Raw genomic sequence first — 24,208 nt, 5'->3', positions numbered from 1 at the left:
CCCTCTGCTATGGATGGCGCGGACTATACCGCCCCGCCCGCCGCCGTGCGCGGGAGCGGTTCACGGACCGGAGGATCCGCGGGAACCCTGCCCTGTCTCCTGCCTGTCTCCTGTCGTCGGTCAGGAGGCCTTCTCGGCCGGCAGCGTGTAGTCGCCGAAGTCCTTGCGCAGGTCCGTCTTGCGGATCTTGCCCGTGGCCGTGTGCGGCAGCTCGTCGACGAACACCACGTCGTCGGGCAGCCACCATTTCGCCACCTTGCCGTCCAGGAATTCCAGGATGTCCTCCCTGCTCACGTCCGAGCCTTCCTTGCGCACGACGACCAGCAGCGGGCGCTCCGTCCACTTCGGGTGATGGACGCCGATCACGGCCGCCTCGGCCACGTCGGGATGGCCCATGGCCGCGTTCTCGAGATCGATGGAGCTGATCCACTCGCCGCCGGACTTGATCACGTCCTTGGTGCGGTCGGTGATGGTGAGGAAGCCCTCCGGATCGATGTGGGCGACGTCGCCGGTGTCGAACCAGCCGGGCTCGGCATGGGCGTCGCTCTCGCCCTCCAGCTTGAAGTAATCGCTGCACACCCAGGGGCCGCGCACCTTCAGCGCGCCGGAGGACTTGCCGTCCCAGGGCAGCTCGTTGCCCTGGTCGTCGACGATCTTCATCTCGAAACCGAAGATGCCGCGGCCGGCCTTGGCCATGATGCGGTATTGCTCGTCCTTCGGCAGTTCCTGCTGATGGGGCTTCAGCGTGTTGGTGACGCCGAGCGGGCTCGTCTCCGTCATGCCCCAGCCCTGCTGCACCGTGACCCCGTGCTTCTCGTCGAAGCGGCGGATCATCGACTCCGGCACCGCCGCGCCGCCCACCAGCGTGCGCTCCAGTGTGCTGGTGGTCACGCCCGCCTGGTCCATGTACTGCAGCAGCGCCAGCCAGACCGTGGGCACGCCGAGCGAGATCGTGACCTTCTCCGACTCCATCAGCTTGTACAGCGCCTCGCCGTCGCCCATCTTCGGGCCGGGGAAGACCAGCTTTGCGCCCACGATCGGCGCCGCATACGGGATGCCCCAGGCGTTGACGTGGAACAGCGGCACCACCGGCAGCACCGTGTCGTCCAGCGACAGGTTCAGGATGTCGGGCATCAGGCCCGCATAGGCGTGCAGGACGGAGGAGCGATGGCTGTAGAGCACGCCCTTCGGATTGCCGGTGGTGCCCGAGGTGTAGCAAAGGCCGGAGGCCGTGTTCTCGTCGAACTCCGGCCACTCGTATTCGTCGCTGCAGCCGCCGATGAAGCTCTCGTAGGACACCGCGCCCTTCAGCGTGGTCTCCGGCATGTGCTCGTCGTCGGTGAGGATCACGAAGCGCTCGACCACGCCGATCTGGTCGGCCAGTTTCTCCAGCAGCGGCACGAACATCGGGTCGGTCAGCAGCAGCCGGTCCTCGGCATGGTTGATGATGTAGACGATCTGCTCGGGGAACAGCCGGGGGTTGATGGTGTGGCAGACGGCGCCGATGCCGGAGATGGCGTAGTAGGCCTCCAGATGCCGGTAGTCGTTCCAGGCCAGCGTCGCCACGCGGTCGCCGAGCTTGATGCCGGCCTCTTCCAGCGCATTCGCCAGCTGCCGCGAGCGGCGGAAGCAGTCCCGGTAGGTGTAGCGGTGCAGCGGGTTGTCGCCCGTGACCGAGACGATCTCGGAGTTGCCGTGGAACCGCTCCGCATGCTTCGCGATCGACGAGATCAGCAGCGGCATCTGCATCATGAGACCTTGCATCTTCTTCCTCCCCCGACAGTGCGTCGATGATTCCAGCCGCGCCGGCGGCGGCACGGTGGCAACCGATACTACACAATGAGCCGCGACGGTGGGAATGCCCGCCGGGCGGTGCGCCGGGTTACACTGACGCCTGGTCCGTACAGGGAGCCTGCCCATGAATTTCTCGGTCTGGATCGTGGTGGCGGCCGTCGCCAACCTGATCGCCAGCATCGGCGTCATCGCCGCCGTCGTCCTGCTGGCCCGACACATCCGGGACAACAGCGAAGCGGTGCGGATGAACGTGCGCCAGAGCGCCCTCTCGCTGCACGGCAACTTCACCGACCTGATCATCCAGAACCCGGACCTGCAGGACATCTACCGCCGCGGCCGCAAGGACTACTGGAATCTGAAGGGCCAGGACCTGTACCGCTTCTCCAACCTGGCCCAGAAGGCCTTCTGGTATTTCTCGACGCTTTACCACCAGCGGCACATGGGCAACCTGGAAGAGCACCAGTGGCACGAAGGCCGGGCACACCTGAGCTACTGGCTGCAGTCGGAGGGCGTGCGCCAGTGGTGGCAGGATTTCGGCTCGAAGAGCGCGGCGCCGGATTTCCGCCGCTTCGTGGACGAGGAGCTCGAACGCCTCGGCCCCATCGGACGGCACCGCCGATGAGCGCGCCGGAGGCCCGCCCGCCGGTCATCGAACGCTGGCACCGCGTGGTCGCCGACCGGGACGTGGCGGCGCTGGATGCGCTGCTGGCCGACGAGGTTGTGTTCCACTCGCCCGTCGTGCACACGCCCCAGGCCGGCAGGCCGCTGACGCGGATGTACCTGCAGGCGGCCATGCACGTGCTCGGCAACGAGCACTTCCGCTACGTCGGCGAGTGGTACGCGCCCCGGGGCGCGGTGCTCGAGTTCCGCACCCGGATGGACGACGTCGAGATCGACGGCATCGACATGATCTCCTGGAACGACGAGGGGCGCATCACCGAATTCAAGGTGATGGTGCGTCCGCTGAAGGCCATCAACCTGCTGCACGAACTGATGCGTCGCATGCTCGAAGCCGCGCAGGCCGGCGGGTCCGCCTCGGACGGCGGCCGCTGAGTCTGAACGCAGCGATGGCCGGGCTGCGAGACTATCTCCTCACACACATCCCGCTGACGGCGGCGATGGGTGTCGAAGTGCATGTCGAGCGCCCGGAACGTGTCGTCCTCGCGGCACCGCTGGCGCCGAACCTCAACCACCAGGCAACCGCCTTCGGCGGCAGCGTCGCCGCGCTCGCCACCCTGGCCGCGTGGTCGCTCATCCGCGTGCGTCTCGACCAGGCGGGCCGGGCGGCCAATGTCGTGATCCAGCGCAGCAGCATGGAATACGACGCCGCCATCGACGGCGAACTCAGGGCCGTCTGCGAGTTCGGCGACGAAGACCTCTGGCGCAGGACGATCGAACGGCTCGACCGCCGTCGCCGGGCCCGCCTCGAACTGCACAGCCACCTGGAGCACGCCGGCAAGGCCGCTGCTCGCTTCTGCGGCACCTTCGTGCTGCTGGACGAACGGGAGCGCGGCAACCCGTGAGCGAATCCGTGCGCATGATCCCGCTGGCCAACCTGGCCCTCGCCTTCATACCGGTCGCCGTGGTCATCGGGCTGCTGATCCGCTGGTCCGAGGACTGGCGTGGCGCCGCCTATGCGGTGCTGCGCATGGTCGTGCAGCTGCTCCTGATCGGCTATCTGCTCGTCTGGATATTCCGCGCGGACACGTTCTGGATCGTGGTTGGCGTGGTCGCGGTCATGATCGTCGCCTCTTCCTGGATCGCGTTGCAGCCGGTCCGCTCGCGCCGCCGCGCGCTGCTGGGGCCGTCGCTGACCGCCATCGCCGCCGGCGGCACGGCCACCCTGCTGCTGATGACCGAAGTCGTGCTGGACCTCGCGCCCTGGTACCGGCCGGACTACTTCGTGCCGCTCGCCGGCATGGTCTATGCGAACGCCATGAATACGGTCAGTCTCGCGGCCGAGCGCCTCCAGGCGGAAGTCGCAGCCGGCGTGGCGACAGCGGATGCCCGCCGTCGCGCCTTTCGTGCGGCAATGATCCCGGTGACCAATTCCCTGCTCGCGGTCGGGCTGGTCTCCCTGCCGGGCATGATGACCGGCCAGATCCTCTCCGGCGTGGACCCGCTGGTGGCGGTGCGCTACCAGATCCTGGTGATGTGCATGGTCTACGGCTCGGCCGGCCTGTCGGCGGCCTGCTTCCTCGCCCTCCTTGCCCGCTCCGAGGCCGGCGCGCCACCGGACGAGGCAGCCGGTAGCTGACGGCGCCGCCCGTGGTAAATCCGGACTGGGACCGGCGATGCGGCCCGCCTACACTGAACCCCGATGAGCCCTGCGCAGAGAATCGTGCCGCCGGTGTACTTCCTGGCGAGCCTGCTCGCCATGCTGGCGCTGCACCGGTATGCGCCGATCGCGCGCATCGTGGAGCCGCCGCTGACCTGGCTGGGGCTGGTGCCGCTGGTGCTCGGCCTCGCCACCGCCATAGCCGGCGCTCGGGCCTTCGGCAGGACCGGCACCACCGTCCGTCCGTTCCGCGAGGCAAGCGCGCTGGTGACCGACGGCATCTTCCGGGTGTCGCGCAATCCCATGTATCTGGGCATGATTTCGGCGCTGCTCGGGGTGGCTATACTGCTGGGCACGCTCGGTGCGTTCCTGCCGGTGCCGCTGTTCTTCTTCGTGCTGCAGCGCTGGTTCGTACGCCCCGAGGAGAAGATGCTCGAGCGCCTGTTCGGCGAGCATTATCTGGATTACCGGCGCCGGGTGCGGCGCTGGATGTAGGTTTTTTACTGCCACGAGGAGATCGGCAATGGCGAACGAGGGATACCACGAGCCCGTCAGCGAACTCAGCGACGAGACCCGGGACATGCACCGGGCGATCATCTCGCTGATGGAGGAACTGGAGGCCGTGGACTGGTATCAGCAGCGCATCGACGTCTGCAAGGATGACGAGCTCAGGAGGATCCTGGAGCACAACCGCGACGAGGAGAAGGAGCACGCGGCCATGGTGCTAGAGTGGATCCGGCGGCGGGATCCGAAGTTCAACGACGAACTGAAGGACTACCTCTTCACCGAGGAGCCTATTGCCCACGGCTAGGACACACGGCTAGGCGCTGACGGCCGCCAGGCGCGGCCCGCCGATGTCCTCCAGCCCCGCGCCGGTCAGCAGCAGCATGCCGCTGCCTTCGGCGGTCTTGGCGCTCTGCTTCACCCGGCTGAGTTCGGCGGCCACCTCGTCCGCATTCGCGTAGGGGCGGGAGTCGGAGGCGACGGCGGCCACCGTCATCGTCAGGAGCGGGAAGTGCCGCTCTACCCCGTAGCGGTCCCTGGCCGTGATGCCGCGGGCCGCCCGGTGTTCTTCCGAGTAGTAGGACGGGATCTCCTTGTCGAAATCCCGCACCAGGCTGCGCAGACGGTCCTGCCAGTCGTCGCTGCGGAAGACGGCCACGAAGTCGTCGCCGCCGATGTGGCCGACGAAGTCCGACACCGGGCTCGCGTAGCGGGTCAGCAGCTGCGCCATGTGCATCAGCACCTCGTCGCCCCGGGCATAGCCGTAGAAGTCGTTGAACGGTTTGAAGTTGTCCAGGTCCACGTAGCAGGCCGTGAACGCCGTGCCCGAGCGCAGCAGCGCGTTGATGTGCTGGTCGATCGACTCGTTGCCCGGCAGCGAGGTCAGCGGATTGGCCGAGCGCGCCCGCCTCACCTGCTGCTCGGTCAGGCGCTTCAGCAGGTCCAGCGTCCGGGCCATGCCCGCGTAGCGGCCTTCGCGGGTCAGGATGAAATCGTGCTCCAGCCTGAGCTTGGAGTGGGCCGTCAGCAGATGACTCACCTGCTCCAGCCGTAGCCCCACGTCCACGCACAGCGGGTCGGTCTCCATCACGGCGCTCACCGGCTTGCGCCCGTAGACCTCCATGTGCAGCGGCTTGGACAGGATCAGGAACAGCCGGGCACGGCGCACGATGCCGACCGGGTGGCCCGATTCCACCACCGCGATGGACGTGCGGTCCTCGTTCTCGCTGAAGATGCGCAGTAATTCCCGTACGGACTCCGAAGCCGCGACCGGCGGCGCCGGGTTGAGGAGGCGTCCGGCCAGCACGCCGTCCGGCGTCTCGAATTCGTTCTGCTCCGGATCCGCCAGACAGGCCTCGATGCGCGTCCTGTCCGGCGCGGGCGGCTCCAGCGCAGGCTCGCTGAAGTAGAAGCCCTGCAGGTACTCCACCCCCAGGTCGGCCAGCTCCCGGCATTCCCCGGCGCTCTCCACGCCCTCGGCGATCACCGCACTCTGGCCGGCGCGGGCGATGTCGATGATGGAACGCAGGAATTCCGACCTCAGCGGGTCGACGTCGATGTGACTCACGAAGTCGGGGCTCAGTTTCACGAAGTCGGGGCGCAGCTCCGACCAGGTGCGCATGCTGGAGTAGCCGGCGCCCATGTCGTCCATGGCGATGCGGCAGCCGAGATCGCGGATGCCGATCACCGCCTCGCGCATGGACTCGTAGTCCCGCATCATGGACTGCTCGGTCAGCTCGAGGATCACTTCCGCCGGCTTCACGCACCAGCGGTTCATCGCCTCCCGCAGGTAGTCCACCTCCTCGCGGAAATGCAGGAAAGTGGCCGGCGAGGCGTTCAGGAACAGGTGACCCTGCAGCCCGCGGCTGACGAACGCCTCCAGTGCCGCCTCGATGCACAGCAGCTCCAGCTCGCGCGCACGCCCGAAGGCGCTGGCGGCTGCGAACAGGTTCAGCGGCAGATGCAGCGGGCTGCCCGAAGGCCCGCGCACGAGGGCCTCGTAGCCGAAGACGCGGCGCTCGCGGCGGTCGATCACCTCATGGAACAGCGTCTCTATCGCCCGCTCCTCCATGATGCGGGCGAGCTCTTCCATCATGCTCTGCTGCCTGGGGGTCGACATGGGTCGTGCCTGCCGGTCTTCGATCCGGAGCAGGGTAGCCGCTCGCGCCGGCCGCGGGCGTGACCCCCATCACACGATCACGGGCCATGGGTGCGCCGGGGTCGGAGTCGGAACGCCGATCAGACAGCCGATCAGACAGCCGATCAGAGCGCCGGCGAGTACGCCTTCTCCTGGGCCCACTCGGCCAGCAGCTGCTGCGAGTCGATGGCATGGTCGCCCGGCTCGCAGTGCACATAGTCCCCGTCGGGCAGCATCTGCCAGGCATTCTCGGTGTCGGCCAGCTGCAGATCCAGGATGTGGCGCAGGGTCTCGCGCAGCCGCTCCTCGCGCACCGGCACGATGGTTTCCACCCGGCTGGTCAGGTTGCGGCTCATGCAGTCGGCCGAGCCGATGTAGTACTCCTCGTCGCCGCCGTTCCGGAAGTAGTAGATGCGGGTGTGCTCGAGGAAACGGCCCACCAGGCTGCGCACGCTCACGGTCTCGGAGATACCCGGCAGGCCCGGTCGCAGCCGGCAGGTGTCGCGCACGATGAGCTGCACCGGCACGCCCGCGCGGGAGGCCTCGTACAGCGCGCAGGTGACGTCCGGGTCCTCCAGCGCATTGGTCTTCAGCTGGATCAGCGCCTCGCGGCCGGCCGCATGGTGCTCCGCCTCACGGCGGATGCGCGCGAGCAGCGCCGGCTTCATGTGGTCCGGCGCCGTCACCAGCTTGCGGTAGTTGCGCCGCCGCGGCGAACCGGTGGTCAGGGAGTTGAAGAACTCGGACGCATCCGCACCCAGGTCCTCGTCGGCGCTGATCACGCCCAGGTCGCAGTACTGCCGGGCGGTGCCCGAGTGATAGTTGCCGGTGCCCACGTGCACGTAGCGCTGCAGCCGGCCGCCCTCGTCCCGCACGATCAGCATCATCTTGGCGTGGGCCTTGTAGCCGACCACGCCGTAGGAGACGTGGATGCCCGCCTCTTCCAGCCGGTTGGCCCAGCGGATGTTGGCCGCCTCGTCGAAACGCGCCTTGAGCTCCACCACCACCGCCACCTGCTTGCCGTTGGTCACGGCATCGATCAGCAGCGGCACGATCTGCGAGTCCTCGGACGTACGGTAGAGGGTGGTCTTGATGGCGAGCACGGCCGGATCCGCCACCGCCTCGCGCAGCAGCCGGATCACCGTCTTCGTGAAGGACTGGTACGGGTGCTGCAGCAGCAGCGGGCCGTTGGCGCGGATCTCGTCGAACACCGAGGTGGCACGCACCAGCCGCTCGTGGGCGGCCGGCGTGTGTGGCGGATAGAGGAGATGCGCCACCGGCAGCGTGGCCAGCTGCATGTAGTCCGCCCGGCCGAGCAGCCCGTCGGTCTCGAAGATGTCGTCCGCGCTGGTCAGCTCCAGCTGGCGGCGCAGGTAGTCCCTCCCCTCCTCGCTCATGGCGTGGCTGACCTCCAGCCGCACCACCGGGGCGAACCGCCGCTCGCGCAGCTCGGACTCGATCAGCTCCAGGAGGTCGTTCGCCTGCTCCTCGTCGCGCTCCACCACGGCGTTGCGGGTCACGCGGAAGAAGTCGCAGGAGACGATATCGACGCCGGGCAGCACCAGGTCGAGATGATGCTCGATGATCTGCTCCAGCGGTACGAACGCGTGGCCTGGGCCGAGCTGCACGAAACGCGGCGTGCGCGCGCCCAGCGGCACCTTGATGCGCACGATCGAAGGCTTGTCGTCGCCGCGCTGGCACACCTGCACCAGCAGGTTCACCGACAGGTTGGAGATGAACGGGAAGGGGTGGGCCGAGTCGATCACCAGCGGCGTCAGCAGCGGAAAGACGTTCAGCTCAAAGAAGCCGCGGGCCTGCTCGCGCTGCTCGGCGTCCAGCTCCTCGAAGTCCAGCACCCGGATGCCCTCGGCCGCGAGCGCCTTCATCAGCTCGCCGAGGATGACCGACTGGTCGGCCAGCAGGTCGCTGATCTCGGCATAACACTCGGCGATCTGCTCGGAGGGGCTGCGCCCGTCCACGGTCAGCGTGCTCACGCCGGCGCCCTCCTGCTGCTTCAGGCCGCCGATGCGCTTCATGAAGAACTCGTCCAGGTTGGAGCTCACGATTGCCAGGAACTTCAGCTGCTCCAGCAGCGGGTTGCGCTCGCGCTCCGCCTCCGTGAGCACGCGCCGGTTGAACGCGAGCCAGGTGAGCTCGCGGTTCAGGTAGAGCGCCGGGTCGTCCGGGTCGAAGCGGACCTCCTGCGGTTCGTCGGGTCCCTTGTTACCGAACTCGTTACCGAACTCGTCGGCCGCCGTGGACATGTGCGTCGCTTCCCTGTCGAGTGTACGGAGATAACAAAATACACCCGCGCCGCGGCGCGAACCAGGGAACAGCTCTCACTTCCCCGCCCACTCCGTGACGGGGAGGTTACGGCGGCTTCAGCGGGCGGCGACGGGCGGCGTCGCCGCCGCGAAGTGATCCAGCAGGGCGCCCGTGATCTCCGGCAGGAAATACGGCTCCATGGCGTGCCCCATCTCCTCGACCACGAGCAGCTCGGCGCCGGGCACCAGCTCGGCGGTGTGGCGGCCATGCTCGACGGGCACCAGGGGATCCGCCGCGCCGTGGATCACCAGCGTCGGCGCGCCGATCTGCGGCAGCAGCTCGTTCCGGTCGCCGGAGCCTAGCACCGCCCAGAGCTGGCGGCCGACGCCCGGCGTGTAGTGGCTGCGGTCGTAGCTGCGGCTGAGATACGCGTAGAGATATTCCTCGCTGTAGCCGTGGGTGGGACTGCCGATGGCCCCCACGAGGTCGACGGTGCGGGCGATCGCCTCCTCGCGGCCGGCCGACTCCGACGAACGGGTCAGCAGCTTCTCCGTGACCTCTGCATCACCGGGCGGCAGGTCCGCATCGCCGCTGGTCGACATGATCGAGGTGAGCGTGAGCACCCGGTCCGGGTGCCGGGCCGCCACGATCTGGGCGATCATCCCGCCCATCGAGGCGCCGACGACGTGAGCCTCCTCGATGCCGAGGGTGTCCATCAGGCCGACGGTATCCGCCGCCATGTCGTTCAGGTCGTAGGGCGGATCCAGGTCCCAGCCGAGCCGGAACTTGATCATCGGCCACCAGCCCAGCCTGTCCGCCTCCCACAGCTTCTCCGACAGGCCGGCATCCCGGTTGTCGAACCGGATCACCCGGTAGCCGGCCTCGGCGAGATCCAGCACCAGCTGATCCGGCCAGTGTATGAGCTGGGCGCCGAGACCCATCACCATGAGCACCACCGGATCGTCCGCGTCCCCGAACTCCTGATAGGCGACAGAGATGCCGTTGGCATGGGTGAAGTAGGTCGGGTACTCCGTGAACTCCGCGGGCTGCGCCTGCACGCTCGCGACGGCGAGCAAAACGACGGCGGCGAATATCCTCAGTCTTCTCGGCATGGAGCGGTTCAGCATCGGTGCGGTCCCTGTTCGAACACGCCGATACACTATGTGAAGTAGCCCCCTTTGACCACCCCGCCGCACGGGTGCGTCATCGCGGCCGCAGCATGTGAAGTCCCCTCCGACCTGCTAAACTCGACGACGGCAATTAGCGTGCCGCCGGTCGGTTACGCAATGTGACCGGCCGCTTCAAATCTGTAAGGGGGAGGATTATGAAGCGTGTCTCATTACGCCGCCGGTATCTGCCGGCAGGCGCAACCGTGCTATTCGTCTCGGGGCTGCTCGCAACCGGCTCCGCAATCCAGGCGCAGGAAGAATCATCAGAAAGACCGTCGGGAAGAACGGCTGAAGGCGTCTTCGTCGAGGAAGTCGTGGTCACGGCCCAGCGCCGGGCCCAGTCGCTGCAGGAGGTGCCCATCGCGGTCTCCGCGTTCGACGCGGCAGCGCTGGAACGCCTGCAGATCGAGCAATTCACCGATCTGCAGTTCTCCACGCCGAACGTCTCCTATTCCAAGGCGAACTTCACCGGCAACAACTTCCAGATCCGCGGCATCGGCAACGCCCTGGTGGCGGCATCTTCCGACAGCGGCGTGGGCATCCACGTGAACGACCTGCCGCTGAACGCGCCGCGCCTGTTCGAGCTGCCCTACTTCGACATCGAGCGGATCGAGATACTGCGCGGCCCCCAGGGCACGCTGTTCGGCCGCAACGCCACCGGCGGCGTCGTCAACATGATCACGAACAAGCCGGGGGACGCCTTCGAAGCCTCGACGGAGGTGGAACTCGGTGACTACTCGAGCACCCAGGCCAAGGGCATGGTCAATATCCCGCTGACGGACGACCTGTTCGCGCGCTTCGCCGGCATCGTCACCAAGCGCGACGGCTACACGGAGAACCTGTTCACCGGCAACGACGTCGACGACAGGGACAGCTACGCCGTCCGCGCCGCTTTGCGCTGGCTGCCGAGCGACGCCACCACCGTCGACTTCATGGCCTCCTGGTTCGACGAGGACTCGAGCCGTACCCGGTCGCAGAAGCAGATGTGCAACAACGACCCGACCGCGGTGCTGGGCTGTCTGCCGGACCGGCTGGAGTTCGAGCTGCCGAATTCGGCCGCGACCATCGCCGGCGGTCTCTCCAGCGACCTGATCCTCGGCCCGGTGGCGCTGGCGCCGTTCGGACTGGACCTGTACGCGAATTCTCCGAATCCGGCGGACTTCCGTCAGGTCTACATGGACTTCGACCCGGTCTACAAGTCCGACGAACTCTTCCTGGATTTCCACATCGAGCATCGTTTCGAGCGCCACACGCTGAATCTGCTCGCGGGCTACCAGGACACCAGCGTGTTCTCGGAAGCCGACTACAACAACGCGGTGGGGCAACCCTATCCCGCACTCTCCGACCCGGTCTGGGCGGCGACGATGCAGGCGGCCTTCCCGATCGTCTACAACACCTATTTCTCCCAGGGCACCGTGCCGATCTCCGAGATCACCGATTCCAGCGTGGGCGTGATCGGCGGCGAGATTCGCGGCTTCTCGAATCTGGTGGACGCCTACGACCGTTCCTCGGGCGAGAGCGACCAGGTCATGTTCGAGCTGCGGCTGTCCTCCGACTACGACGGCGCCTGGAACTACCTCGTCGGCGCCAACTGGTTCGACTACGAGAACTGGACGGACTACTTCGTGGTGTCGAACGGGCTCGACTACTTCTCGCTGCTCGGCTCCGGCGTGGACGGCATCGCCATCCCCACGCCGTTCTTCCACAGCGATACCGACTTCTACGGCCTCACCTCCTCGGCGGCTTTCGGCGAGCTGTATTTCGCGCCGGCGGACACCGTGAGAATCACCATGGGCCTGCGTTTCACCCGGGACGAGAAGGAGATTCGCGACCGGGCGCCGCTGTTCGCGGGCCAGCCGACGCCGATCGGCTCGGACAGCGTCGTGCTGCCGCCCTACCGGGAAGATACGGTGGAGTTCACGGAGACGACCGGGCGCCTGGTGGTCGACTGGACGCCGGACATCGGCTTCACGGAGAGCACGCTGGTGTACGGCTCCTACTCGCGGGGCTACAAGGGCGGCGGCTTCAACCCGCCGTTCGATCCGGCCGTGTTTCCGAACACCAGCCCGAACTTCGAACCGGAATTCATCAACGCCTACGAGATCGGCACCAAGAACACCCTCGCCGGCGGCCGCATGCAAGCGAATCTCACCGGCTTCTACTACGACTACGAGGGCCTGCAGGTCTCGCGCATCCAGAACCGCACCTCGTTCAACGACAACGTGGATTCCAAGATCTGGGGCGCCGAGCTGGAGCTGACGATGCTGCCCTCCGACCGGTGGCTGATCAACGCGAACCTGTCCTATCTCAAGACGGAGATCGGCGAGGTATCCCTGGTCGACACACGGGACCCGACCGGCGGCGATCCGGGTGCGACGCTGATCAAGGACTACACCAACTACTCCAACTGCGTCATCAACGCCAACGGCGGCCCGCCGGTGATCCCGACGCTGCAGTCGCTGATCGGCGCCGTGCCCGCGCTGGCTCCGGTGTTCGGGCCGCTGCCGTTCTCCGTGTGTGAGACGCTGGCCGGCCTCGACTTCTCGGCTTTCGGCCTGCCCTACACCTGGACGGACGGCAACCGGATACCGCTGGAAGGCAACGAGCTGCAGAACTCGCCGGAACTCTCGTTCAGTTTCGGCGCCCAGTACACCTTCCCGCTGGCCAGCGGCTACGAGCTGAGCATTCGCGGCGATTACTACTGGCAGGACGACAGCTGGGGACGCATCTTCAACCGCGATCCGATCGACCGCATCGAGAGCTGGGACATCATCAACGCACAGGTGACGCTGACGCCCGACGACGGCAGCTGGTATCTGCGCGGCTTCGTGCAGAACCTGACGGACGACGACAACGTGACGGGTCTCTACGTCACCGACCCCTCGTCCGGCCTGTTCACGAACGTCTTCACGCTTGAGCCGCGTCGCTACGGACTGGCCTTCGGCATCAACTTCGACTGAGGGCGCTGCCGTCGGCCGGCGACGGCGGACCGGACCCGCCCGATCGGGTCCGGTCATCGACAAGGGGCGGCGGGCTTCGGCTCGCCGCCTTTTTTTGCGGACCGCCGCGGTTTCAACCGGACGGACGATGTTACATAATCGACGCGCGCGTCCCGTTTGCGGGACAGCCGTCAGTCCAGATGAGGCCCAGACATGCTGCAGCACCGATTCGACGTCCGCCGCCGACTCCTCTTCGTTGAGCCGGAATCCGAACTGAGCGAGGAGGACTTCCGCAAGCTGGCCAAGGCGGTGGACGGCTTCATACGCATGCACGGCGACCTGAACGGCGTGGTGATCCACGCGGATGACTTCCCCGGCTGGGAAGACTTCGGCGCCCTCGTCGAACACCTGACCTTCATCCGCCAGCACCATCGCCAGGTGGCCAAGGTGGCGCTCGCCGGCGACGACCGGATCATGAAGCTTATCCCGCACATCGTCGGCCATTTCGTGGCCGCGGAGACCCGCCACTTCCCGGCAGGCGAGTTGGACGCCGCGACGGAGTGGGCTGCCGCGCCCTGACTGCCCGCCGGGCGCCCCCGCCCCGGCTCCCGCATCCCGGCTTGGTCTGAAGCGGCAGCGCCGGTAAGCTGCCGGTAGTCAGTGCGAAGGCCGCCGGGGACCGAATGGAAGGGCCATACACCATCTACGGGGCGCTGGGTTCGCCCTACTCCATGAAGATGCGCGCCGTGCTCCGCTACCGGCGGCTGCACTATATCTTCGTGAGCGCCACGCCCGGCGACGAGGCCATCGCCCACGTGCGCCCGCCGGTGATACCGGTGCTGCTGTTCCCGGACGGCAGCTGGCACGTGGACTCCACGCCGATGATAGAGACGCTGGAGCGCGATCTCCCGCCCATGCGCTCCCTGCTGCCGGATGACGCCGCGCTCGCGTTCCTCGTCTGGCTGATCGAGGACTTCGCCGACGAGTGGGGCACGAAGATGATGTTCCACTACCGCTGGTACCGGCAGCCCGACCAGCAGGCCTTCAGTCACTGGGGCGCCTTCGACCGGCTGGCGGGACACGGGCGCGCGGCCATCGAGCGCACCGCCGCGGCCTTCGCGGAAAGGCAGATCGCCCGCATGCCGCTGGTGGGCTGCACGGAGGGCAACCGACCGCTCATCGAGGAGACCTTCCGCGAACTCGTCGGGCTGCTCGATGCCCACGTCACCGAGCGGCATTTCCTGTTCGGCAGCCGGCCCTCGGTGGCCGATTTCGGCCTGTACGGGCAGCTCTCCCAGCTCGCGAGTGACCCCACGCCGGCCGCCCTCATGCGCAGCGAGACGCCCTACGCCTTCCGCTGGGTCGCGCACCTGGACGACGCCAGCGGCATCGAGGGCGAATGGCCGGATTTCGAGACGGCGGGCAGCCCCCTGCTGGACGGCCTGCTCGCGCTCTGCAGAGAAGTCTATCTGCCCTTCCTGGCAGCGAACGCCGCGGCCGTCGATGCCGGCAAAGACGAGTTCGAGCTGACGATCCGCGGCCATGGCTGGCGGCAGGGGACGTTCCGTTACCAGGCCAAGTGTCTGGCCCGGCTGCGGGAGCGCTACGCGGCGCTCGGCGACCGGGACCGTCAGCGGGTGGACGGACTGCTCGGTGATCCGGCCGTTGCAATACTCGCGGAGAGTGCGCCGTGAGCGCCCTGCACAACCCGCGGCTCGACGGCGAGCTGCCGCGGGTGGACCGCGGCCGGCTGCTCGCCGCCCTGCGCGCGCTGCTGCCCGCCGAGGCGGTGCTCGACAGCGACGAGGCGATCGCGCCCTTCGAGTGCGACGGGCTCTCCGCCTACCGTCAGCGTCCCGCCGCCGTGGTGCTGCCGGAGACGGTGGACCAGGTGCAGTCGCTCATGCGCCGGATGAACGACATGGGCGTGCCGGTGGTTACCCGTGGCGCCGGCACCGGCCTGTCCGGCGGCGCGCTGCCGCTGGCCGAAGCCGTGCTGCTGGTGATGACCCGTTTCAACCGCATCCTCGAGGTGGACGCGGACAACCGCTGTGCACGAGTGCAGCCGGGCGTCACCAACTCCGCCATCTCCGAGGCGGTGCGGGACCTCGGCCTCTATTACGCGCCGGACCCCTCTTCCCAGATCGCCTGCTCCATCGGCGGCAACGTGGCGGAGAACGCCGGCGGCGTGCATTGCCTGAAGTACGGGCTGACCGTCAACAACGTCCGTGCGCTGGAGGTGGTCACCATCGACGGCGAACGCCTGCGCCTCGGCTCGGCCGCGCTCGACGGCCCCGGCTTCGACCTCACGGCGCTCCTCACCGGCTCAGAGGGCATGCTCGGCGTCATCACGGAAGTCACCGTCAACCTCCTGCCGGTACCCGCCTGCCGGCGCGTGCTGCTGGCGGGTTTCGACGCGGTCGGCGCCGCCGGCGACGCCGTGGCCGCCATCATCGCCGCCGGCATCGTGCCCGCCGGGCTGGAGATGATGGATGCCCCGGCCATCCGTGCCGCCGAGGCGTTCTGCGGCGCCGGCTACCCCACCGATGCGGCCGCCATCCTCATCTGCGAGCTGGACGGCGTGGAGGGAGACGTGGCCGACGAGGCGACCCGTGTGCACGCCATCCTGGATGCCGCCGGTGCCCGCGGCGTCCGCGAGGCGACGGAGGCGGCCGAGCAGGCGCGGCTGTGGCAGGGGCGCAAGAGCGCCTTCCCCGCCGTCGGCCGCATCTCGCCGGACTACTACTGCATGGACGGCACCATCCCCCGGCGGGAGATCGCGCGGGTACTGCAGGGCATCAGCGACCTCGCCGAGCGCTACGGGCTGGGCGTCGCAAACGTGTTCCATGCCGGCGACGGCAACCTGCACCCGCTGATCCTCTACGACGTCATGAACCCGGGCGAACTCGAGAAGGCCGAGCGCCTCGGCGGCGACATCCTGGAGCTCTGCGTGAGCGTCGGCGGCACCATCACCGGCGAGCACGGCGTGGGCCGGGAGAAGATCGACCAGATGTGCGTGCAGTTCTCGGCGCCCGAGCTGGCCGCCTTCCACGGCATCAAGGCCGCCTTCGACCCGCGCGGCCTCATGAACCCGGGCAAGGCCGTGCCGACGCTCGCCCGCTGCGCCGAGATCGGCGGCATGCACGTGCACCAGGGCGAGCTGCCCCATCCCGAGCTGGAACGCTTCTGACCGTGGCGCAGGCGAAGCCGACGGGCGACGACGACGCACTGGCGCAGCTGGCCGGGCGCATCCGCGACGCCGCCGCCGCCGGCGAGGCGCTCGCGATCCGGGGCGGCGGCAGCAAGGAGTTCCTGGGCCATGCCGTGCGCGGCGCGAAACTCGGCACAGACCATTGCCGCGGCATCGTGGCCCACGAGCCGAGCGAACTGGTGATCACCGCCCGGGCAGGCACGCCGCTGGCCGAGGTGGAGGCCGCGCTGGCCGCCGAGGGCCAGATGCTGCCCTTCGAGCCGCCCCGCCTGGCACCGGCGAGCACCCTGGGCGGCACCGTCGCCGCCGGGCTGTCCGGACCGGCGCGGCCGTTCCGCGGCGCGCTGCGGGACTACGTCCTCGGCTGCCGCGTCCTGGACGGCCGCGGGCAGGCGCTGGCCTTCGGCGGCCGGGTCATGAAAAACGTGGCCGGCTACGACGTCTCCCGCCTGCTGGCGGGCAGCATGGGCTGCCTCGCCCTGCTGACCGAGGTCTCCCTGAAGGTGCTGCCCGCACCGCCGGTCACGATCACCCTGGCGCGTGAGTGCGACGAGGCCGACGCCATCCGCCAGATGTGCCGGCTCGCCGCGCAGCCGCTGCCGCTGAGCGCGGCGAGCTACGGCGACGGCGTCCTGCGGCTGCGCCTGTCCGGTGCCGCGGGCGCGGTCGCCGCGGCCAGGCACGACATCGAGCGATCCCTCGGCGGCGAGGAGAGCGATGCGGGCCACTGGGAAGCGCTGCGGGATCAGCGCACCGGCATCTTCGCGACGCCGCTGCCCCTGTGGCGCCTGTCGGTCCCGGCCGCCACGCCGCCGCTCGCGCTGCCCGGACGTCAGCTGATCGACTGGGCGGGCGCCCAGCGCTGGATCGCCACCGAAGCCGACGCGGCCACCGTCCGTGCGGCTGCGACAACTGCGGGCGGCCACGCCACCCGTTACCGGGGCGGCGACGATGCCGTCCCCGCCTTCCACCCGCTGCCCGACGCGCTGCTCGCGCTGCACCGCCGACTGAAGGCCGCGCTGGACCCGGCGGGCGTCTTCAATCCGGGCCGGATGTACAAGGCGCTCTGAGATGGAGACGCACCTCACCGCGGACCTGAGAGACCGGCCCGAGGGCCGGCGCGCCGCCGAGGTCATCCGCACCTGCGTCCACTGCGGCTTCTGCAACGCCACCTGTCCCACTTTCCAGGTGCTCGGCAACGAGCTCGACGGTCCCCGCGGACGCATCTATCTGATCAAGCGCGCGCTGGAGGGCGGCGAGGTGACGCGGGAGACCCAGATTCACCTCGACCGCTGCCTCACCTGCCAGGCCTGCGAGACCACCTGTCCCTCGGGCGTGCGCTATCACGAACTGCTGGACATCGGCCGCGCCCGGGTGGATGCCCGCGTGCGCCGGCCGCTGGCGGAGCGCCTGCAGCGCCGGGCCCTGCGTTTCCTGTTCGGCTCGCGCCGGCTGCTGCGAGCGATGCTGCAACTGGGCAACGCGTTTCGCTTCCTGCTCCCGCCGAATCTCAGGCGCCGCCTGCTCGCGCCCGGCCGGCCCGAACCCTGGCCCGCACCCCGCCACCCGCGGCGCATGATCGCCCTGAACGGCTGCGTGCAGCCGGTGGTCTCGCCCGGCATCGACCGGGCGGCGGCGCGCCTGCTGGATGCCGCTGGCGTCTCCCTCACGCCCGCGCCGCCAGGCTGCTGCGGCGCCATGGACTATCACCTCGGCGACCGGGCCGGCGGCCTCGCGCTCGCCCGGCAGCGTATCCGGGACTGGACGCGCGCGCTGGACGAGGGCGCGGAGGCAGTGGTCATCACGGCCACCGGCTGCGGCGCGTTCGTGCAGGACTACGGGCGGCTGTTCGGCGACGATGCGGAACTGGCCGAACCCTCCCGCCGGGTGGCGGCCGCGGCGAAGGACATCGGCCGCGTGCTCGCCGCCGAGAAGCTCCCGCCGCTGCAGGCCCCGCAATCGCCAGCGTCGCAACAGTCGCAACAGTCGGAGCCGTCGCCCGCCGCGGGCGGCAAGGTGGCCTTGCATTGCCCCTGCACGCTGAAGAACGCGCTGGGCGAGGCCGACACGGTCAGGGAGCTGCTGGCCGGCCAGGGGGTGGACCTGGCGCCGGTGGGCGAGACCATCGCCTGCTGCGGCTCGGCCGGCGCGTACTCGCTGCTGCAGCCGGCGTTGTCCGAACGCATCCGCGAGCGCAAGCTGGCGGATCTCGAGGCGGGCGAGCCGGCGGAGATCGTGACCGGCAATATCGGCTGCCTGCACCACCTGGCCGCCGGCACCGACCGGCCGGTGCGCCACTGGGTGGAGCTTCTTGCCGAGCGCCTGCCGGCGGAGCGCTGAGGGCGCCGGCTCAGTCCGGGAAATATCAGGCCAGGAAGTCTCAATCCAAAAAATATAGGCCGATGGTCTCGGCGATGCAGGCGGGCTTCTTCTGCCCCTCCACCTCGATGCGGATCTCGCTCACGAGATGCAGCGCGCCGGCGCGCTGACGGGCCTGCTTCACGATGGCCCGCGCCCGCACCCGGCTGCCGGACGGCACCATGCTCTGGAAGCGGACCTTGTTGCAGCCGAAGTTGATGGTCCGGGTGAGCGTCGGCATCTCCACGAAGTCGGCGGTGAGCGCCGGTATCAGTGCCAGCGTCATGTAGCCGTGCGCGATGGTCCTGCCCCCGGGCATCTCCTCCGCCGCGCGCTCGGGATCGACGTGGATCCACTGGTGATCGCCCGTCGCCTGCGCGAACAGGTCGATGCTGTGCTGATCCACCGTGACCCAGTCGGAGACGCCGACCTCCTCGCCTTCCAGCGCCTTCGCGTCCTCCACGCTGCGCACGACCGGCATCAGACCCGCCCCCCGTCGCAGACGATGCACTGGCCGTTGATGTAGTCGGCCTCGGGGGTGCACAGCAGATAGACGGCACCGGCCGCCTCCTCCGGCGTGCCGCCGCGGCCGAGCGGCACGGTCTTCGCCGCGGCGTCGAGCCGTTCCTGGCGCACGCCCACGCTGATGTCGCGCCCGCCCACGTCGATGCTGGCCTGCTCGCCCTTGAGCGGCTGGGTGAGCCGGGTGTGGATGAGCCCGAAGGCGACCGCGTTCACGTTGACGTGGTAGCGCCCCCACTCCTTCGCCAGCGTCTTCGTCATGCCGACGATGCCGGCCTTGCCCGCCGCGTAGTTGATCTGCCCCAGGTTGCCGTACACGCCGGAAGTCGAGGAGATATTGACCACCTTGCGCTGCACGATGCGGCCCACCTCCTCTTCCGCCGTCACCGCCTTGCGGATGTGCGGCAACGCGGCGCGCAGGATGCGGAACGGCGCCACGAGATGGATGTCCAGCATCGCCTGGAACTGCTCGTCGCTCATCTTCTGTATGACGTTGTCCCAGGTGTAGCCGGCGTTGTTGACGATGATGTCGACACCGCCGAACTGCTCGACCGCCGCATCAACGAACTGCTGCGCGAAGTCCGCGTCGCAGACGTCGCCGGGCACGGCCACCGCCACGCCGCCGGCCGACTCGATCTCGTGCACCGTCTCCTCCGCCGGGCCGGCGTCCAGGTCGTTCACCACGACGTGCGCCCCTTCAGCGGCGAGCTTCATCGCGATGGCGCGGCCGATGCCGCGGCCAGAGCCCGAGACAATAGCGCTCCTGCCTGCCAGTTTCGTCATAGCTGTCGTTCCCCCGCCCGGCGGAGGCTTCCGCCGGTTGTCGAAAGAGCGGTCATTATAGGTGGCGCCCCGCCGAATGCCCAAGCGGACCGCCGTGCCATAATGCCCCGCGAGGCGCCGCCCGGCGCCGGTGTCTGGGCGAGGAGTCCCCGTGTCGTCGACCGCCGAAACCGCAGCGAAATCGTCACCGGTGGCGTCCGGGGAACGGTCGGCAGCGCCGGACCCGGGCGGCCTGGCCCCGTTCCGCCGGCCCATATTCCGCTGGCTCTGGGTTGCGCTGCTGGTCTCCACCGTCGGCAGCTGGATGCACGATACCGGTGCCGGCTGGCTCATGACCTCGCTCGCGCCGGATCCGGTGATGGTCGCGCTGGTGCAGGCGGCCGCGCTGCTGCCCACCTTCCTGCTCGCCCTGCCCGCCGGCGCACTCGCCGACATCGTCGACCGCCGCCGCTTCCTGCTGTTCGCACTGAGCTGGCTGATGGTCTCCGCCGGCGTGCTGGGCGTGCTCACCGTCACCGGCACCATCACGGCGTGGGGGCTGCTCGCCATGACCTTCGCCATGGGCACGGGCGCTGCGATGATGATGCCCGCCTTCTCGGCGCTCATCCCGGATCTGGTACCCCGCTCCGAACTGCCGGCCGCGGTCACGCTGAACGGCATCGCGTTCAACGTCTCCCGCGCCATCGGCCCCGTGCTGGCCGGGCTGCTGCTGTCCGCGGCCGGGCCGGGATTCGTCTTCCTCATCAACAGCGCGAGCTATCTGGGCGTGCTCGCCGTGCTGTTCTTCTCGCGCACGCCGCGGCGCCAGAGCACGCTGCCCAGCGAACGCTTCTTCGGCGCCGTGCGCATGGGCCTGCGCTACGCCCGACGCTCCGCCGGCCTGCAGGTGGTCATCGCCCGGGGCATCCTCTACTTCGTGCTGGTCAGCGCCCCGGTGGCCTTCCTGCCCCTGATCGTGCGCGAGGAGATGGGCGCCGGGCCCGAGGTCTACGGCCGCCTGCTCGGCGCGGTGGGCGTCGGTGCGGTCCTGGTCGGCCTGAACCTGGCCCGGCTGCGCCGCTATCTGTCCGACGACGCCCTGGTGGCGCTGGGCTCGGCGGGCACCATCGCCGCGACGCTGGCGCTGGCCTTCGTCCGGGACGCCGGGTGGCTGGCGCCGGCCATGCTGTTGCTGGGCGCCTCCTGGGTCTCGGTGCTGTCCACCCTGCAGGTGGTCGCGCAGCTCTCCCTGCCCGAGTGGGTGCGCGCCCGCGGGCTGGCCGTCTTCCTGGCGAGTTTCATGGGCACCGTGGCCGGGGCGGCGGCCTTCTGGGGCAAGATCGCGTCGCTGACGTCGCTGTCCGAGGCGCTGGTGTACGCCGCGGTCATCGGTGTGATCGGTGTCGCGCTCGGCGTGCCGCTGAACATGCGCCGCTACGCCAGCGCCGACCCGACGCTGGTGACCCCGATCCCCGACCCCAGCGTGCCCTTCACCATCCAGCAGGACCAGGGTCCCGTGCTGGTGGAGATCCGCTACGAGATCGATCCGGCGAACGCCGACGACTTCGCGGCCGCCATGCAGCCGGTACGGAAGCTCAGGCTGCGCAACGGCGCCATCACCTGGGGGCTGTTCCAGGACACCGAGGACGAGCGGCTGTTCGTGGAGGTGTTCGTGGACGAATCCTGGCTGGAACACCTGCGCCAGCACCGCCGGCTGACCCGCGGCGACATGGAGGTGCTCGCCGCCGCCTTCCGCTACCACCGCGGCGAAGAACGTCCGCGGGTCTCGCATCGCATCGCGCGGCAGCGCCGGGGCTGACGTGAACGCGCGCGACCCGGTGCTGTTCGCCCTGATCCTCGCCGCCGGCGGCTCGCGGCGCCTCGGCTCGCCGAAACAGCTGCTGCGCCACGGCGGTGAGACCCTGGTGCAGCGCGCGCTGCGCCTGGCGGCCGGCCCCTGCGGCGGCCGCACTCTGCTCGTGCTCGGCGCGGAGTATGCGCGGGTGCTGAGGAGTGGCGGCGAAGCGGTGCGGTACTTCGTGGTGAACGAGCGCTGGCAGGAGGGTCTGGCGGGCTCGCTGACCCTCGGCCTCGAGTGCCTGCCGGAGGACTGCGACGGGGTGCTCGTGCTGCTCGCCGATCAGCCTCTGGTCGACGAGACGGACCTCGCAAGGCTGGCGACGGCCTGGCGCAACCGGCCGGACGCCATCGCGGCCAGCCGTTACGGCGGCCGGGGCAGCGAGATCCTGGGCGTGCCGGCCGTCTTCCCGCGCCGGCTGTTCCCCGAGCTGCGGGAGCTCACGGGCGACCGCGGCGCCCGGCCGGTGATCGAACGACAGCGGAGACGGCACCCGCACGCCGTGGTGGCCGTGGATTGCGAACACGCCGCGGTGGACATCGACACGCCGGCCGACGCGGCGGCGCTGGCCCGAGGGTCTGCCGACCCGGAGAACTAGGGTCCGGCGCGGTGGGCGCTAGGTCCTGCCGGCGCCCTCGGCAGCCGCCGGCTCGCGGTGACCGGCGGCGCAGCGCTCGCAGTTCACCCAGCCGGAATCGCCGTCGGTGTAATGCTCTTTCTTCCAGATGGGCAGCCGCACCTTCACCTCGTCGATGATGTAGCGGCAGGCGGCGAAGGCCTCGTCGCGGTGCGGCGAGACCACGCCCACCCACACGGCGCACTCGCCGATCTCGAGCACGCCGGTGCGATGCACGCAGCGAGCCGCGATGATGGGCCAGCGCTCGCGCGCCTCGGCGATGATGCGCTCGCCCTCCTTCTCCGCCAGCGGGGCGTAGGCCTCGTATTCCAGGCGCTCCACGTCGCGGCCCTCGTTACGATTGCGAGCCCGGCCCTCGAAGCCCACGTAGGCGCCCGCACCCGGATCCGCGAGTGCGGCGCCGAGCTCGCCGGCCGCGATCGGGCGGGCACTGATGACCATGTCGCTCATCCGCCGGCCACCGGCGGGAACAGGAGCACCGTGTCCCCGTCCTTCAGCGGCGTGGACCAGTCCGCCATCTCGTCGTTGATGGCCACCTTGCAGTGGCCCAGAGGCTCGGCCGAGCCGTGCCGGTCGCGCAGCGCCTCGAACAGGTCCGCGGCGGTATCCGCGTCGGTGTCCACGGTCTCCTCCGCGCGACCCGCCCGCTCCCGGAAGGCGGCGAAGTAACGCACCGTCAGTTGCTTGCTCACGAGCCCGCCACCCGTTCCAGATCTTCGGGCGTGTTCACGTTATCCAGCGCGCCCGGGGTGGGCTGTGCCAGCAGCGGCACGGACCAGCGGATCAGCGCCTTGCGCGGGCACAGCATGTCCTGCTCGAACTGTTCGCGCAAAAGGGCTGCGGCGCGGGGGTGCCAGACCGCGCAGAGCGGCTCCGGCAGCCCGTCGGCCACGCTCCGGTAGGCCGTCGTGGGCAAGCCGGGATCGGCGTTATCCAGCAGCACGGCAATGGTCTCGTCGTCCACCCGCGGCAGGTCGCAGGCGAGCACCAGCCAGGAGACGCCGGGGAAGGTCTCCAGCGCCGAGAGGATGCCGGCGGCCGGGCCCTTGCCGTCGTAGCGGTCCTCGATCAGGTCGAAGCCGGACCGGGCGGGGTCGTCACGCTGGTCGGCGCGCACGGAGACGAAGACCTTCGAGACGTGCCGGCGCAGCAGCGCGACGGAGCGGGCCAGCTGGCTCTCGCCGCGACCGCCGATCGCCAGCGCCGCCTTGTCCCGACCCATGCGCCGGCTGCGCCCGCCGGCGAGCACCAGCCCGTACACGGCCGTGCGATCGTCAGTCCGCGTGGTGAAAGTCACTCTTGCCTCCGGTCTTGGAGATCAGCCGGGTCTCGCCGATGACGATGTCGTGGGACAGCGCCTTGCACATGTCGTAGACGGTGAGCGCGGCCACGCTGGCCCCGGTCAGCGCCTCCATCTCCACCCCGGTCTTCGCGGTGATGCGGCAGCGGCAGGTGATGGCCAGGGTCGCCGGGTCGCGTACCTCGACGTCGATGGCGCAGTCGTCCAGTCCCAGGGGATGGCAGAACGGGATCAACTCGTGGGTGCGCTTGGCGGCCATCACGCCGGCCACGACCGCGGTCGCGAACACGGGTCCCTTGGCGGTGGTCAGCTCGCCGTCGGCGAGACGGGACGCGACGGCCTCGGGCAGCCGGATCAGCGTGCGCGCAACGGCCTCCCGGCGCGTGACGGCCTTGCCGCCGACGTCGACCATGCGGGGTCTGCCCTGCTCGTCCACGTGGCTGAGATCGGATGGTGCCATTGCTCTCGTCCCTG

24 protein-coding genes are annotated in these 24,208 nt (G+C 69.3%); 14 read left to right on the top strand and 10 right to left on the bottom strand.

Annotated elements, in window-relative coordinates; translation table 11 throughout:
* Positions 1–120 precede the first annotated feature (120 nt).
* Positions 121–1,764 (bottom strand): 3-(methylthio)propionyl-CoA ligase, encoded by a 1,644-nt coding sequence (locus tag ACJMK0_RS08685; RefSeq protein ID WP_405237423.1) that lies wholly within the window; start codon positions 1,762–1,764, stop codon positions 121–123.
* A 154-nt stretch (positions 1,765–1,918) separates the two neighbouring features.
* Between ACJMK0_RS08685 and ACJMK0_RS08680 the strand changes: the two genes are divergently transcribed.
* The 6 genes from ACJMK0_RS08680 to ACJMK0_RS08655 all read left to right on the top strand — a co-directional run bounded on the left by ACJMK0_RS08680 (position 1,919) and on the right by ACJMK0_RS08655 (position 4,883).
* Positions 1,919–2,416, top strand: coding sequence for a hypothetical protein (locus tag ACJMK0_RS08680; protein WP_405237421.1), 498 nt, complete (start codon positions 1,919–1,921; stop codon positions 2,414–2,416).
* Entirely contained in the window at positions 2,413–2,847 is a 435-nt protein-coding gene (locus ACJMK0_RS08675) for a nuclear transport factor 2 family protein (protein ID WP_405237419.1), read from the top strand. Before ACJMK0_RS08680 ends, ACJMK0_RS08675 begins: the two co-directional genes overlap by 4 nt.
* A gap of 14 nt (positions 2,848–2,861) precedes the next feature.
* Positions 2,862–3,317, top strand: a complete 456-nt coding sequence (locus tag ACJMK0_RS08670; RefSeq protein ID WP_405237417.1) for a YiiD C-terminal domain-containing protein — start codon at positions 2,862–2,864, stop codon at positions 3,315–3,317.
* Complete coding sequence (locus ACJMK0_RS08665) at positions 3,314–4,051, top strand: ABC transporter permease (RefSeq protein ID WP_405237415.1); 738 nt, start codon at positions 3,314–3,316, stop codon at positions 4,049–4,051. The genes ACJMK0_RS08670 and ACJMK0_RS08665 overlap by 4 nt, the downstream gene beginning before the upstream one ends.
* Positions 4,052–4,114: 63 nt before the next feature.
* Complete coding sequence (locus ACJMK0_RS08660; protein ID WP_405237413.1) at positions 4,115–4,567, top strand: methyltransferase family protein; 453 nt, start codon at positions 4,115–4,117, stop codon at positions 4,565–4,567.
* A 28-nt stretch (positions 4,568–4,595) separates the two neighbouring features.
* Positions 4,596–4,883 (top strand): encapsulin-associated ferritin-like protein, encoded by a 288-nt coding sequence (locus tag ACJMK0_RS08655; protein WP_405224321.1) that lies wholly within the window; start codon positions 4,596–4,598, stop codon positions 4,881–4,883.
* A 9-nt stretch (positions 4,884–4,892) separates the two neighbouring features.
* On the opposite strand, the gene ACJMK0_RS08650 is transcribed toward ACJMK0_RS08655, so the two are convergent.
* The 3 genes from ACJMK0_RS08650 to ACJMK0_RS08640 form a co-directional block, all read right to left on the bottom strand.
* The gene (locus ACJMK0_RS08650; protein ID WP_405237411.1) at positions 4,893–6,695 is read right to left on the bottom strand and encodes a GGDEF domain-containing protein; all 1,803 of its coding nucleotides are present in this window, start codon (positions 6,693–6,695) and stop codon (positions 4,893–4,895) included.
* Positions 6,696–6,838: 143 nt separating this feature from the next.
* Entirely contained in the window at positions 6,839–8,977 is a 2,139-nt protein-coding gene (ppk1, locus tag ACJMK0_RS08645) for a polyphosphate kinase 1 (RefSeq protein ID WP_405237409.1), read from the bottom strand.
* 117 nt (positions 8,978–9,094) lie between these two features.
* Positions 9,095–10,090, bottom strand: coding sequence for an alpha/beta fold hydrolase (locus ACJMK0_RS08640; RefSeq protein ID WP_405237407.1), 996 nt, complete (start codon positions 10,088–10,090; stop codon positions 9,095–9,097).
* 371 nt (positions 10,091–10,461) lie between these two features.
* Here ACJMK0_RS08640 and ACJMK0_RS08635 point away from each other — a divergent pair, with 371 nt between their 5' ends.
* The 6 genes from ACJMK0_RS08635 (at position 10,462) to glcF (ending at position 18,637) form a co-directional block, all read left to right on the top strand.
* Positions 10,462–13,107, top strand: coding sequence for a TonB-dependent receptor (locus tag ACJMK0_RS08635; protein WP_405237405.1), 2,646 nt, complete (start codon positions 10,462–10,464; stop codon positions 13,105–13,107).
* Positions 13,108–13,299: 192 nt separating this feature from the next.
* The gene (locus ACJMK0_RS08630) at positions 13,300–13,665 is read left to right on the top strand and encodes a SpoIIAA family protein (RefSeq protein ID WP_405237404.1); all 366 of its coding nucleotides are present in this window, start codon (positions 13,300–13,302) and stop codon (positions 13,663–13,665) included.
* 104 nt (positions 13,666–13,769) lie between these two features.
* Positions 13,770–14,780 carry a glutathione S-transferase N-terminal domain-containing protein gene (locus ACJMK0_RS08625; protein WP_405237402.1) on the top strand — a complete coding sequence of 337 codons (1,011 nt, stop codon included), beginning with the start codon at positions 13,770–13,772 and terminating at the stop codon, positions 14,778–14,780.
* Entirely contained in the window at positions 14,777–16,276 is a 1,500-nt protein-coding gene (locus ACJMK0_RS08620; protein WP_405237400.1) for an FAD-linked oxidase C-terminal domain-containing protein, read from the top strand. Before ACJMK0_RS08625 ends, ACJMK0_RS08620 begins: the two co-directional genes overlap by 4 nt.
* Positions 16,277–16,278: 2 nt before the next feature.
* Positions 16,279–17,367 (top strand): glycolate oxidase subunit GlcE, encoded by a 1,089-nt coding sequence (gene glcE, locus ACJMK0_RS08615; RefSeq protein WP_405237398.1) that lies wholly within the window; start codon positions 16,279–16,281, stop codon positions 17,365–17,367.
* 1 nt (position 17,368) lies between these two features.
* A complete protein-coding gene (glcF, locus tag ACJMK0_RS08610; RefSeq protein WP_405237396.1) occupies positions 17,369–18,637 on the top strand; it encodes a glycolate oxidase subunit GlcF in 1,269 nt (422 codons plus the stop codon).
* Positions 18,638–18,677: 40 nt separating this feature from the next.
* Here the strand turns inward: glcF and ACJMK0_RS08605 are convergent, their stop codons facing one another.
* Both ACJMK0_RS08605 and ACJMK0_RS08600 read right to left on the bottom strand, forming a co-directional pair.
* Complete coding sequence (locus ACJMK0_RS08605; RefSeq protein ID WP_405237394.1) at positions 18,678–19,136, bottom strand: MaoC family dehydratase; 459 nt, start codon at positions 19,134–19,136, stop codon at positions 18,678–18,680.
* Entirely contained in the window at positions 19,136–19,960 is an 825-nt protein-coding gene (locus tag ACJMK0_RS08600) for an SDR family NAD(P)-dependent oxidoreductase (RefSeq protein WP_405237392.1), read from the bottom strand. The genes ACJMK0_RS08605 and ACJMK0_RS08600 overlap by 1 nt, the downstream gene beginning before the upstream one ends.
* A 151-nt stretch (positions 19,961–20,111) precedes the next feature.
* Between ACJMK0_RS08600 and ACJMK0_RS08595 the strand changes: the two genes are divergently transcribed.
* Together ACJMK0_RS08595 and ACJMK0_RS08590 are read left to right on the top strand one after the other, a co-directional pair.
* Positions 20,112–21,758 (top strand): MFS transporter, encoded by a 1,647-nt coding sequence (locus tag ACJMK0_RS08595; RefSeq protein WP_405237390.1) that lies wholly within the window; start codon positions 20,112–20,114, stop codon positions 21,756–21,758.
* Position 21,759: 1 nt separating this feature from the next.
* Positions 21,760–22,395, top strand: coding sequence for a nucleotidyltransferase family protein (locus ACJMK0_RS08590; protein ID WP_405237388.1), 636 nt, complete (start codon positions 21,760–21,762; stop codon positions 22,393–22,395).
* A gap of 18 nt (positions 22,396–22,413) precedes the next feature.
* On the opposite strand, the gene ACJMK0_RS08585 is transcribed toward ACJMK0_RS08590, so the two are convergent.
* The 4 genes from ACJMK0_RS08585 to moaC are packed head-to-tail and all read right to left on the bottom strand — an operon-like array spanning position 22,414 to position 24,194.
* A complete protein-coding gene (locus ACJMK0_RS08585; RefSeq protein ID WP_405237386.1) occupies positions 22,414–22,875 on the bottom strand; it encodes a molybdenum cofactor biosynthesis protein MoaE in 462 nt (153 codons plus the stop codon).
* Positions 22,876–22,880: 5 nt separating this feature from the next.
* Entirely contained in the window at positions 22,881–23,126 is a 246-nt protein-coding gene (locus tag ACJMK0_RS08580) for a MoaD/ThiS family protein (protein WP_405237384.1), read from the bottom strand.
* Positions 23,123–23,731, bottom strand: a complete 609-nt coding sequence (gene mobA / locus ACJMK0_RS08575; RefSeq protein WP_405237382.1) for a molybdenum cofactor guanylyltransferase — start codon at positions 23,729–23,731, stop codon at positions 23,123–23,125. Before mobA ends, ACJMK0_RS08580 begins: the two co-directional genes overlap by 4 nt.
* On the bottom strand, positions 23,709–24,194 hold the full coding sequence (gene moaC / locus ACJMK0_RS08570) for a cyclic pyranopterin monophosphate synthase MoaC (RefSeq protein ID WP_405237380.1): 486 nt from the start codon (positions 24,192–24,194) through the stop codon (positions 23,709–23,711). The genes mobA and moaC overlap by 23 nt, the downstream gene beginning before the upstream one ends.
* Between the last annotated feature and the right edge of the window lie 14 nt (positions 24,195–24,208).

Origin of the sequence: Lentisalinibacter orientalis, from assembly GCF_040706535.1 — a bacterium.
Lineage (GTDB): Bacteria > Pseudomonadota > Gammaproteobacteria > Steroidobacterales > Woeseiaceae > Lentisalinibacter > Lentisalinibacter orientalis.
Note: the sequence above shows the minus strand (reverse complement) of the source record. Positions and strands in the feature narration are given on the sequence as shown.

Coding starts and splice junctions, on each gene's coding strand:
- ACJMK0_RS08685 (WP_405237423.1), bottom strand. CDS start 1,764: ATGCAAGGTCTCATGATGCAGATGCCGCTGCTGATCTCGTCGATCGCG.
- ACJMK0_RS08680 (WP_405237421.1), top strand. CDS start 1,919: ATGAATTTCTCGGTCTGGATCGTGGTGGCGGCCGTCGCCAACCTGATC.
- ACJMK0_RS08675 (WP_405237419.1), top strand. CDS start 2,413: ATGAGCGCGCCGGAGGCCCGCCCGCCGGTCATCGAACGCTGGCACCGC.
- ACJMK0_RS08670 (WP_405237417.1), top strand. CDS start 2,862: ATGGCCGGGCTGCGAGACTATCTCCTCACACACATCCCGCTGACGGCG.
- ACJMK0_RS08660 (WP_405237413.1), top strand. CDS start 4,115: ATGAGCCCTGCGCAGAGAATCGTGCCGCCGGTGTACTTCCTGGCGAGC.
- ACJMK0_RS08655 (WP_405224321.1), top strand. CDS start 4,596: ATGGCGAACGAGGGATACCACGAGCCCGTCAGCGAACTCAGCGACGAG.
- ACJMK0_RS08650 (WP_405237411.1), bottom strand. CDS start 6,695: ATGTCGACCCCCAGGCAGCAGAGCATGATGGAAGAGCTCGCCCGCATC.
- ppk1 (WP_405237409.1), bottom strand. CDS start 8,977: ATGTCCACGGCGGCCGACGAGTTCGGTAACGAGTTCGGTAACAAGGGA.
- ACJMK0_RS08640 (WP_405237407.1), bottom strand. CDS start 10,090: ATGCCGAGAAGACTGAGGATATTCGCCGCCGTCGTTTTGCTCGCCGTC.
- ACJMK0_RS08630 (WP_405237404.1), top strand. CDS start 13,300: ATGCTGCAGCACCGATTCGACGTCCGCCGCCGACTCCTCTTCGTTGAG.
- ACJMK0_RS08625 (WP_405237402.1), top strand. CDS start 13,770: ATGGAAGGGCCATACACCATCTACGGGGCGCTGGGTTCGCCCTACTCC.
- glcF (WP_405237396.1), top strand. CDS start 17,369: ATGGAGACGCACCTCACCGCGGACCTGAGAGACCGGCCCGAGGGCCGG.
- ACJMK0_RS08605 (WP_405237394.1), bottom strand. CDS start 19,136: ATGCCGGTCGTGCGCAGCGTGGAGGACGCGAAGGCGCTGGAAGGCGAG.
- ACJMK0_RS08600 (WP_405237392.1), bottom strand. CDS start 19,960: ATGACGAAACTGGCAGGCAGGAGCGCTATTGTCTCGGGCTCTGGCCGC.
- ACJMK0_RS08585 (WP_405237386.1), bottom strand. CDS start 22,875: ATGGTCATCAGTGCCCGCCCGATCGCGGCCGGCGAGCTCGGCGCCGCA.
- moaC (WP_405237380.1), bottom strand. CDS start 24,194: ATGGCACCATCCGATCTCAGCCACGTGGACGAGCAGGGCAGACCCCGC.